Annotated in this window: 10 protein-coding genes; 6 read left to right on the plus strand and 4 right to left on the minus strand. The window is 40.3% G+C overall.

Annotation, left to right across the window (positions count from 1 at the left end):
* Positions 1 to 237: 237 nt before the first annotated feature.
* The 4 genes from abc-f to galU form a co-directional block, all read right to left on the minus strand.
* Complete coding sequence (gene abc-f, locus CYO92_RS03025) at positions 238 to 1,827, minus strand: ribosomal protection-like ABC-F family protein (protein ID WP_103588329.1); 1,590 nt, start codon at positions 1,825 to 1,827, stop codon at positions 238 to 240.
* Between the two features lie 62 nt (positions 1,828 to 1,889).
* Positions 1,890 to 2,435 carry a DUF1287 domain-containing protein gene (locus tag CYO92_RS03030; protein WP_103588330.1) on the minus strand — a complete coding sequence of 182 codons (546 nt, stop codon included), beginning with the start codon at positions 2,433 to 2,435 and terminating at the stop codon, positions 1,890 to 1,892.
* A gap of 3 nt (positions 2,436 to 2,438) precedes the next feature.
* Positions 2,439 to 3,659 (minus strand): glucose-6-phosphate isomerase, encoded by a 1,221-nt coding sequence (locus CYO92_RS03035; RefSeq protein WP_103588331.1) that lies wholly within the window; start codon positions 3,657 to 3,659, stop codon positions 2,439 to 2,441.
* Complete coding sequence (galU, locus tag CYO92_RS03040) at positions 3,656 to 4,477, minus strand: UTP--glucose-1-phosphate uridylyltransferase GalU (RefSeq protein WP_009294249.1); 822 nt, start codon at positions 4,475 to 4,477, stop codon at positions 3,656 to 3,658. The genes CYO92_RS03035 and galU overlap by 4 nt, the downstream gene beginning before the upstream one ends.
* A 126-nt stretch (positions 4,478 to 4,603) precedes the next feature.
* Here galU and CYO92_RS03045 point away from each other — a divergent pair, with 126 nt between their 5' ends.
* The 6 genes from CYO92_RS03045 to CYO92_RS03075 all read left to right on the plus strand — a co-directional run bounded on the left by CYO92_RS03045 (position 4,604) and on the right by CYO92_RS03075 (position 10,916).
* Positions 4,604 to 5,239, plus strand: coding sequence for an IMPACT family protein (locus CYO92_RS03045; RefSeq protein ID WP_103588332.1), 636 nt, complete (start codon positions 4,604 to 4,606; stop codon positions 5,237 to 5,239).
* A 36-nt stretch (positions 5,240 to 5,275) separates the two neighbouring features.
* The gene (gene lgt, locus CYO92_RS03050) at positions 5,276 to 6,091 is read left to right on the plus strand and encodes a prolipoprotein diacylglyceryl transferase (protein ID WP_103588333.1); all 816 of its coding nucleotides are present in this window, start codon (positions 5,276 to 5,278) and stop codon (positions 6,089 to 6,091) included.
* Positions 6,092 to 6,210: 119 nt separating this feature from the next.
* The gene (locus CYO92_RS03055) at positions 6,211 to 6,909 is read left to right on the plus strand and encodes a fumarate reductase cytochrome b subunit (RefSeq protein ID WP_021091688.1); all 699 of its coding nucleotides are present in this window, start codon (positions 6,211 to 6,213) and stop codon (positions 6,907 to 6,909) included.
* A 14-nt stretch (positions 6,910 to 6,923) separates the two neighbouring features.
* Positions 6,924 to 8,942: a fumarate reductase flavoprotein subunit gene (locus tag CYO92_RS03060; protein WP_072595155.1), complete on the plus strand. Its 2,019-nt coding sequence runs from the start codon at positions 6,924 to 6,926 to the stop codon at positions 8,940 to 8,942.
* Positions 8,935 to 9,654, plus strand: a complete 720-nt coding sequence (locus CYO92_RS03065) for a fumarate reductase iron-sulfur subunit (RefSeq protein WP_021091811.1) — start codon at positions 8,935 to 8,937, stop codon at positions 9,652 to 9,654. The genes CYO92_RS03060 and CYO92_RS03065 overlap by 8 nt, the downstream gene beginning before the upstream one ends.
* Before the next feature lie 362 nt (positions 9,655 to 10,016).
* Positions 10,017 to 10,916 carry a restriction endonuclease gene (locus tag CYO92_RS03075; protein ID WP_103588335.1) on the plus strand — a complete coding sequence of 300 codons (900 nt, stop codon included), beginning with the start codon at positions 10,017 to 10,019 and terminating at the stop codon, positions 10,914 to 10,916.
* Positions 10,917 to 11,065 lie beyond the last annotated feature (149 nt).

Below are 11,065 nucleotides of genomic sequence, written 5' to 3' on the forward strand. Positions count from 1 at the left end.
CCCTTAAACTAAGCATTATAAAAATATTATTTAATAAATTTTATTTTACAAATCTTACTAATACTTTAGAAATTTCTTATTAATTTTCTTTCTTATTTATAAAGTCTTTTTATTGGATTTTAATAATTTTTATAAGCTATTTTTAATTTATATGGTTAGATTAATATTTGTAAGAATTTTGTAGTAAATATAAATTTTAATCTTGCCCCTACAATTAGGAGCAAGAAATAACAAATTTTAGCTCTCAAGCCCTAAATTTGCTCTATACTCTTCGTATGTACCTTTAAAATCAACCACTTCGCCATTGCCTTTTAGGTGTAAAATTCTATTTGCAAAGGCGTCTATTAGCTCCCTGTCGTGGCTCACGCAGATAACTGAGCCATTAAAGTTATAAAATGCCTCGCCAAGTGCAATGATAGCCTCGAGATCAAGGTGGTTATTCGGCTCATCCATGACAAGTAAATTTGGTCTATGAAGCATAAGTTGAGCTAGTCTTACTCGGTGTTTTTCACCACCGCTTAGTGCGCCCACTGCCTTTTCTTGCTCAGCACCGCTAAAGAGCATCCTGCCAAGGCACTTTCTGATCTCGTCTATGTCCTTGTTTTTGGCATCTTGTAAGTACTCATAAAGCTTTAGCTCGCCATCTATCTTGTTTACAGTATCTTGTGCAAAATATCCTAGCTCGATGGTCGCACCTATATGCACCTCGCCCGCGTCAGGCTTTATCTCGCCCATTATGATCTTACAAAGTGTGCTTTTGCCAACGCCGTTGTGGCCGATGATAGCTAGCTTGTCGCCCTTTTCGAGTTTAAAGTTAAAGTTCTCAAATATCACTTTATCATCAAATTTCTTACTTACGTTTTTAAGCTCAATTAGCTCATTGCCTATCTCGCGGTTTGCACGAAATAATATGCTTGGATCGCGTCTGCTTGATACTGCGATCTCTGCTATGTCAAGCTTTTCAAGCTGTTTTGCACGAGAGGTCGCTTGCTTTGCCTTGCTCGCATTTGCCGAAAATCTCGCGATAAATTTCTCCAGCTCCTCTTTCTCTTTTAGCTTCTTATCACGCTCCATCTCATGCTGCTTTGCGATTAAATTTGCAGCCATATACCAGTCGTCATAGTTGCCTGAAAACTCGCGAATTTTCTTAAAATCCACATCCAAAATGTTTGTGCAAACTCTATTTAAAAAGTGCCTATCGTGGCTGATAACCACAAGTGTGCCCTCGTGACGGTTTAGCTCATTTTCTAGCCACGCGATCGCGTCTATATCAAGGTTGTTTGTCGGCTCGTCTAAAAACAAGATGTCTGGCTTTGGAAAGAGCACTTGAGCTAGCAAAACCTTAACTTTATCTGAGTTTTCGACCTCGCTCATGAGCTTATCAAATTCATTTAGTCCAAGTGAGCTTAAAATTTTTTCTATCCTAGTCTCGTACTCGTAGCTTGGATCCTCTTCAGCACTTATCATCTCAAGCTCACTTAAGCGCTCATTTATCTCATCTGTAAATTCCTCGCTCATATAGAGTTTCTCTTTCTCTTTGACAGCGTCGTATAGGCGTTTGTTGCCATAAAGCACCGCATCTTTTAGAGTGAAATTTTCAAACGCAAACTGATCTTGCCCAAGCACGCCAACTTTTAGTCCATTTTCTATGATGATCTCGCCGCTAGTTGGCTCGATAGCTCCGCTTAAAATTTTTAAAAATGTCGATTTGCCAGCGCCATTTGCACCGATTAGTCCATATCTGTTGTGGCGATTTAGCTTTAAATTTACATCCTCAAATAGCAAACTGCTTGCAAATCTTTGAGTAAGTCCCCTAACTTCTAACATTATTTTTCCTTGAATTTATTTTTTGCGATTTTGCCTAAAATTTGATTAAAAAGCCATTTTTGCTACTTTAGCCTAAAATGACCTGTGATCTTGTAGCTATAAAGTATGTTTTCTTCTTGCACGCCAGAGCCGATATTGTGGATGACAAGCGGTATTTGGCCTTCAAATTTATCTGAGATCACGCCAATGTGAGGTAAATTTCTTGGCAGCATCCATGTGACGATATCCCCCGGCAAAAATTTATCATCGCTCACCTCAAAACCTTTTCTTTTTAGATAGGTAGCGATGTTTAAAACACGCCTGTGATCAATGTTTTTATCAGCCTTTTTAAGTCCCCACCTTTTAGGATAACTTACGAAATTTATACTCATATCTTCAAAAATGAGTCTTTGCAGATCCATATCCTGATGCCGTAGCGCCCTTACCACAACGTCGGTGCAAACGCCCTTTTTGATATCCACGTCGCCCATTGGGTAGGCGAGCCTTTCGTAGCTTGGATCGTAACTTAGCGTCACGCCGATCTGCGACCTAGCGTCATTTACAAATTTGCTCGCCGAAAAGGCAAAAATTTGCGTGGCAAAAAGAGCCAAAAGTAGAAATTTCTTCATTTTCTACTTTAAAAGCATAGTTTTTAGGATACGTTTTCCTATCTCAACGCCTGGCTGATCGTAGGTGTTGATGCCTAGCATGATACCAGTGGCCGAGGTTAGTAGCTCGTAATAAAAAATGAGCCAGCCAGTATGAAACTCATCAAGCCTCTCAAGCGTGATAGTATCGACACTTATGCCCTCTTGCACTAGCGCCATAGCTGTCGCGTCGCATTGCAAATTTATAAGCTCATTTAGGCTTAGACCCGCTACAAAATCGCACTCTTCAAGCCCTTTTAGGCTTAAATTTGGGATAGCCTTGTCGCTTGCGTGATCTTTTATCTTTATAAATGTCACGCTCTTATCTTTTACGCCGTCCATGATAAGCTGCAAAAAGCTGTGTTGATCGCGGCTACCAACAAGTCCAACTGGCGTAAGGCCGACCCTTTTATAGCCTCTTTTTTTACCAAGGCTCTCTGCCCAAAGCTGCACGTACCAGTCATTAAATTCAAAAAATCTATCGCAGTAGCTAAAAATGACATTTATACTGGCATTTCTGCTAGTGGCGTAGTGGTAGGCCTTAGCGATGATAGAGCTATCTTTTTGCTCGATGTATTGCTTCTTGCAAGCAAGTGCGCCCTCCAAAAGTGCCTTTATATCGTAGCCACAGATACCAAGAGGCACAAGACCGATCGCACTTAGCACGCTAAATCTTCCGCCAACATTTTTTGGGATGTTAAAAAATTTAATGTCATTTTCTTTGGCAAAATTTTCTAAATTTGTGCCTGGATCAGTTATGATGAGGAAATTTTTGCCTAAATTTTGAGGCTTAAAGTCATCAAGCAAGCACTTAAAAATAGTGATCGTCTCGATCGTATTGCCTGATTTTGAGCTTATTATAAAAAGTGTCTCGTCAAATTTCACCCCATCAAGCGTGCTTTTGTAGCTGCAAGGATCGACGTTATCTAAAAACAAAAGCTCTCTTTTTATCCCCTTTGTGCCATCAAGCATTGATTTTAGCGCCTTTACGCCAAGACTGCTGCCACCAATGCCAACAAGTACTACATTTTTGATATGAGCTAGCCCCTTTTCATACTCTTCTATCTCGCCAAGCAAATTTTGCCCAAGAGCTGGCAGGTGGTAGTAGCCTATCTCGCCGCTTTCGTACTCGTCGTTTATGCGTTTGGCGTAGGAGCCAATAACCTCGCTGCTTGCAAAGTTAAATTTAAATGAAGTTTCTATCATTTACTGCGCTCGTAAAAGAAATTTGTAGCCTCGACAAAGCCGTCGATACTGCCGCAGTCAAACCTCTTGCCCTTAAATTTATAAGCTAGTACCATGCCATCTTTTGCCTGCGTTTTTAGCGCGTCCGTGATCTGAATTTCGCCGTTTTTACCTGGTTTTGTTCGCTCTAAGATGTTAAAAATATCTGGCGTTAGGATGTAGCGGCCAATTATCGCTAAATTTGTCGGAGCCTCGGCAGGATCAGGCTTTTCAACCATATCATCGACCATTATGAGATCATCTTCTATAAACCTACCGCTTACGACGCCATAAGACTTAGTCTGCTCTTTTGGCACCTCCATCACCGCAACGACGCTGCAGCGATACTTTTCATAAATTTTAACCATTTGCGAAAGCACGCCCTCGCCATTTTCATTTATACATAGATCATCTGCCAAAATAACCCCAAAAGCTTCATCTCGAACTAGCGTTTTACCCGTATAAATGGCGTGTCCAAGCCCTTTCATAGCATTTTGCCTAGTAAATGAAAATGTGCATGAGCTCATTAAATTTCTAACTTCGCTTAGTAGTGACTCTTTTGAACTGCCTGCGATCTCTTTTTCTAGCTCGTAGCTAATGTCAAAATAGTCCTCAAGCGCCCTTTTTCCGCGTCCTGTGACAAATGCCATATTATCCATGCCAGCCTCAAGCGCCTCATCAACGCCGTAGTGAATGAGCGGTTTTGTAAGTATTGGCAACATCTCTTTTGGGAGCGATTTTGTAGCTGGTAAAAACCTCGTTCCGTATCCAGCCGCTGGAAATAGGCAAGTTTGTATCATTTTAGTCCTTCATGAAAAATTGCAAAATTCTACTATCTTTTCCTTAATAATATAAATTTCTCTGAATTTACAAGGCTTTAATTAGCAAATTGATAAGATTTTTAAAATTTAAGTAAAAGAGCAAATTTGCAGACAATTGATAGGATTTTTAAAGCCCAGCTTGATATAAAAAAGTCAAATTTTTTAGCATTTTTGTGCCCGATAAGCGAATTTAAAAGCTTGCATAAACGCCTAAAAGAGGAGCATTTTAAGGCTGTTCACGTAGTTTGGGCGACAAGAGAGCTAAACAAATACGGGCAAATTGTCGAAAATCAAAGCGACGATGGCGAGCCAAAGGGCACTAGCGGTCAGCCAAGCCTAAACGCGCTAAGGGGTGCTGATCTTATAAATGTTGGCGTCTTGATAGTTCGCTACTTTGGCGGGATAAAGCTTGGCACTGGAGGGCTTGTTAGAGCCTACTCTGGGGCTGTAAATGAGGTGATAAATGAAGCCATAAAAGATGGTGGCGTGATGAAATTTGAGATAAAAGATGAGACTAAATTTTTTACGCCATTTTCACTGATGAGCCGCTTTGAGCACTATTTTGCCACTAAAAATTTAAGCGAGTTTGAAAGAGAATTTAATGACTCTGGAGCGATTTGGAGCATAAATTTAAACGAGGCTAAGTTTACCGAGCTATTTAAATTTTGCAAAGAATTTGAAGCAAGCGAATTTAAATTTCTAGCCTTACCACTTGCCAGCAAAGCGCTGTTTATTTATTAATTGTAAAATCGCACAAATTTAAAAAGAAAGTAAAAAATGGAAATTTGGAACGACATTTATAACCACTTTAACCCAGTCGCCTTTAGCGTCTTTGGCTTTAGCGTGCACTGGTATGGGCTTATGTATATCTTAGCTCTTGTTTTGGCACTTGCCATGGCAAAGTATCTCGTTAAAAAAGATAAAATCCCAATCTCAAATCAGCTTTTGGATAATTACTTTTTCTGGGTTGAAATAGGCGTTATTTTAGGCGCTAGGCTTGGCTGGGTTTTAGTCTATTCAGGCGAAGTAAGCTACTACTTGACACAACCTTGGCAAATTTTTAATCCATTTCATAACGGCGAATTTATAGGAATTCGTGGCATGAGTTACCACGGAGCAGTAGTTGGCTTTTTGCTTGCGACATATCTATTTTGCAAAAGGTATAAACAAAATTTATGGCAGCTACTTGATCTTTGTGCCGTTTGCATACCTTTTGGCTATACATTTGGCAGGATCGGGAATTTCTTAAATCAAGAGCTTTTTGGGCGAGTTACGGATATGCCTTGGGCGATAAATGTTTTTGGGCAACCAAGACATCCTAGTCAGCTTTATGAGGCATTCTTAGAAGGTTTAGTTATTTTTATTATTTTATTTTTATATAGGAAATTTAAGAAATTTAATGGCGAACTGATCGCGCTTTATGCTATTTTATACACTTTTGCAAGATTTATTTGCGAGTTTTTTAGAGAGCCTGATTCAGGACTTGGATTTATTATTTTTGATCTTTCAATGGGTCAAATTTTATCACTTATCATGTGTGGTTTTGGAATTTTTATTTATGCCATGCTTTATAAAAAATTTTCAAAGCTCTAATATAAGTGTTTAAAAAATATTAAAGTAAAAATCTGCTAGCATTAGCTTTATCAATTAATACTAATATTTAAATTAGTATTAAGAAATGATAATTTATTTCAAATTTCTTAGGAGGGCTCATGACCGGGCTTATAGAAGGTTTTTTGGGAAAACGGTCGGACGACAAAAAAAGTCGCACTCCAGCCGCTTGGGATAGATGGCAAAGTATTACAGGGTTTATTTTGGCCTGTTTTATATTGTGCCATATGGTTTTTACTTCTACCATACTACTTGGCAAAGACGCATTTAACGCTGTCGTAGGGTTTGCGGAGGCTAAATTTTTATTCGGCGAGGCTACATGGTGGATCACTAACGTCATAGCTGCGGTAATATTTGCCATTTTTATCGCTCATGCATTTTTAGCTATGAGAAAATTTCCAGCAAACTACAGACAATATCTAATGTTTAGAGGCCACAAAGACCGCATGAAGCATCTTGATACTACGCTTTGGTGGTTTCAGTTTTTAACCGGTTTTGCGCTATTTTTTGCAGCCAGCGCACACTTAGTAGATATAGTCTTTGGTGGACATATTACTGCCGACAAATCAGCGGCTGCATTTCATCAATTAGAAATTTTCTACTTCGCACTACTTGTTTTCATGGTCGTTCACGCTAGTATCGGTATGTACCGCTTGTATGTCAAATGGATAAGCATTGATGGTGCAAATAAGCACGAAATGTTTGCCAAAAGAAATAAGGCAAAAACAATTGTATTTGCCGTTTATGGCATACTTGCTATAATTGCGCTAATCGCCGATTTCGTGTGGATCAGCCATTAAAAAGGAGCTAGAAGATGAATGTAAAATATTATGATGCATTGGTAATTGGTGGTGGTCTAGCTGGTCTTAGAGCTGCTGTGGCTGCTGGAGAAAAGGGCTTAAGCACCGTCGTTTTAAGTCTCATACCTGTAAAGCGCTCGCACTCTGCGGCTGCGCAAGGCGGTATGCAAGCCTCTTTGGGAAATTCAAAAATGAGCGAAGGCGACAACGAGGACGTACACTTTGCCGATACGGTAAAAGGTAGCGACTGGGGCTGCGATCAGCAAGTCGCGCGTATGTTTTGTCAAACCGCGCCTAAGGCGATTCGCGAACTAGCGGCTTGGGGCGTGCCTTGGACTCGTATAACAAAAGGCGAGAGAAGCGCTATCATCAACGCTCAAAAAACAACTATCGTAGAAAAAGAAGAGGTCCACGGACTCATCCACTCTCGCGACTTTGGCGGAACTAAAAAATGGAGAACATGCTTTACGGCCGACGCCACCGGTCACACTATGCTTTTTGCCGTAGCAAACGAAGCTCTAAAGCACAACGTCGAAATTCATGACAGAAAAGAAGCTATCGCGCTAATCCACGCAAACAACCGCTGTTACGGCGCGATCGTTCGCGATCTAGTTAACGGCGAGATCACGGCATACGTCGCAAAAGGCACTCTAATAGCTACAGGCGGCTACGGCAGGGTTTATAAACACACTACAAACGCCGTAGTTTGCGAGGGTATCGGCGCGGCCATCGCACTTGAGACTGGCGTAGCTCAGCTTGGCAACATGGAAGCTGTTCAGTTTCACCCGACTCCGATCGTTCCAAGCGGTATCTTGCTAACGGAAGGTTGCCGCGGCGACGGCGGAATTTTACGCGACGTGGACGGATATCGCTTTATGCCTGACTACGAGCCTGAGAAAAAAGAACTAGCTAGCCGCGACGTCGTAAGCCGCCGCATCATGGAACATATCCGCGCAGGCAAGGGCGTACCTAGCCCATACGGATATCACGTTTGGCTAGATATCTCGATCCTAGGACGCGAGCATATCGAGAAAAACTTACGCGATGTTCAAGAAATTTGCGAAATTTTTAACGGTATCGATCCTGCCGACACCGAAGTGTATACCGACGAAAACGGTCGCCAACGCGGTAAAGGCTGGGCGCCGATCCTACCTATGCAGCACTACTCTATGGGCGGCATAAAAACTAAGCCAACTGGCGAGAGCCCGACGCTAGCTGGCCTATTTAGCGCCGGCGAGGCTGCTTGCTGGGATATGCACGGATTTAACCGTCTAGGCGGCAACTCCGTTTCAGAAACCGTCGTAGCTGGCATGATCGTTGGGGACTATTTTGCCGACTACTGCGGCAGCCACGAGATAGATATAAATACCGCAGATATCGAAAAATTCGTTAAAAAAGAGGAAGACTATCTAAAAAGCCTAGTCGAAAAAGAGGGCAAATTTAACGTATTTGAGATCAAAAACAAGATGAAAGACATCATGTGGGAGCACGTAGCGATCTTTAGAACTGGCGAAGGTCTAGCCGTAGCGGTAAAAGAGCTTGAAGAGCTTTATAAGCAATCTTTAGATGTTAAAGTCACCAATAAGGCGCTATTTGGCAACCCTGAGCTTGAGGAAGCCTACCGTGTACCAAAGATGCTAAAACTAGCCCTTTGTATCGCAAAAGGCGCGCTTGATCGCACCGAGAGCCGCGGAGCGCACTGCCGTGAGGACTATCCGAAACGCGACGACCTAAACTGGCTAAACAGAACTCTAACTAGCTGGAAAGAGGGCGATACACTACCGACTATCGTGTATGAGCCACTTGATATTATGAAAATGGAGATGCCACCAGCATTTAGAGGCTATGGTGCGAAAGGTAATATTATTGAGCATCCAGATAGTGCCATCCGCCAAAAAGAGGTTGATGAAATTCGTGAGAAAATGCAAGCTGAAGGTAAGAGCAGACAAGAAATTCAAGAGGCTTTAATGCACTATGATCTTCAACCAAAATATAAAGCACCAAACGAAAGAGCAGGAATAGGATATGAGTAGAAAAATAACCATAAAAGCATTTAAATATAATCCATTAAGCAAAATTTCAAAACCACATTTTGCGACCTACGAGCTAGAAGAGACTGATGGCATGACATTATTTATCGCGTTAAATATGATTCGCGAGAAATTTGACCCAGATCTTAGCTTTGACTTTGTTTGTCGTGCTGGAATTTGTGGAAGTTGTGGCATGCTTGTAAATGGCAAGCCAAGATTAGCTTGTAGAACTCTTACTAAAGATTTTGAAAGCGGAGTAATTGAGCTTATGCCTTTGCCAGTATTTAAGTTACTAAAAGACTTAAGCGTAGATACGGGCAACTGGATGAATGCGATGAGTAGGCGTGTGGAGAGCTGGATACATACAGACCACGAGACCGATATCTCTAAGCTTGAGGAAAAGGTTGAGCCCGAAGTAGCGCAGGAAGTATTTGAGCTTGATCGCTGCATCGAGTGCGGTATCTGCGTAGCTGCATGCGGTACGGCTATCATGAGGCCTGATTTCATCGGTGCGGTCGGACTTAACCGCGTAGCTAGGTTTAAAATCGACGCGCTTGATAAACGAACCGATGAGGACTTTTACGAGCTTATCGGCGACGATGACGGCGTATTTGGCTGTATGACTTTGCTAGGCTGTGAAGACAACTGCCCTAAACACTTACCACTTCAAAGCCGCATAGCTTATATGCGTAGAAAAATGGCTGCTATAAAGTAGCAAAGGGGCTGTAAAAGCCCCAAATTTACTTCTAAATTTGTTAAAAAAGACTGCAAATAGATGCCAAAAGGCATAAAAAGATATCAATAGATACAAATAAGAAAAATAAAAATATCAAAAATGGGATTGATAAAAGTGCGCCCATTATATAACCAAGTGGAAATTCAATAAATATAAAGACAATTCCAACACAAGAAACAAAACAAAAAAATAGTGCAAATATCGTAGCAAAGGTATTTACGAATAAGCTAATATTTTCTAAAAGAAAATTTGTTAGGCCAAGACATCTCATGTTTTGATTATAGCTTTTAAGCCAAAAAATTTATATAATTTCAAAATTTTGCTTCATTTAAGGATATAAAATGTTACCAAGTTATAAAGATATGATGCTGCCTATTTTAGAATTTGTTGCGCAAAAGAAAGAAGCAAATAGAGCTGAAATTTCTAAATTTATAATTGAGCATTTTAAGTTAAAAGACGAAGATCTTTTGCAAAAAATAAAAAGAGGAACTCCAACTTATATAAATCGTACCGATTGGGCTTTATCCTATCTGGCTACAACAGCTCAAGTAAAATCAAGGTCAGAAAAAGTGCCGCTTCAAAAAGTTGGTAGAAGCCTATTTGCCATAACAAATTTTGGCAAAGAGCTAGTAAGTAGCAAGGACAAAAAGAGCAAATTTCTCTCTTGGTACGATGAAATTTACAAACAAGAGATAAGGCAAGAGGAAAAAGAAGCCACGGAAAACACCCCAGATGACAATATAGATGAAGCGCTTTGCAAAATAAAAGAAGAGCTAAAAAGTGAAATTTTATCTAGCATTTTAGAAAAAGAGCCAAGATTTTTTGAATACCTTGTAACAAAGCTACTTGAAAAGATGAATTATGGAGCTGGAAATCTCACAAACAAAGGCCCAGATGGCGGGATAGATGGCATCATAGATGAAGATGAACTTGGGCTTTCTAAAATTTACATCCAAGCAAAAAGATACAAAGACGGTAGTAATATCCGTAGGCCAGAAATTCAGCAGTTTATCGGTGCTATCTCAAATAAAAATACTAAAAAAGGCGTCTTTATCACTACAGCGAAATTTACAAAAGATGCCCAAACGTTTGCCAAAGATAGTCAAAACTTTAGCGTAGTCTTGGTAGATGGCGACAAGCTTGCAGAGCTAATGATAAAATATAAAGTCGGAGTTCAGACAAGCCAAATATATGAAATTTGCAAAATCGACACCGACTTTTTTGAGGAAAATAATTTTTAAAAATTTTAAGCCATAAAGTACTACTGCTTGGGATCATTTCGGTCTTGCTTTATTTATATGTTAAAAAGCAAATTTAAATCTTTACTAACGCCAAAATAGTCCAAATTTACCAGCTTAAAATGCTTTTTAGATCAAATTTTACTCTTATA

Source organism: Campylobacter concisus (assembly GCF_002913715.1).
Taxonomy (GTDB): Bacteria; Campylobacterota; Campylobacteria; order Campylobacterales; family Campylobacteraceae; genus Campylobacter_A; species Campylobacter_A concisus_AG.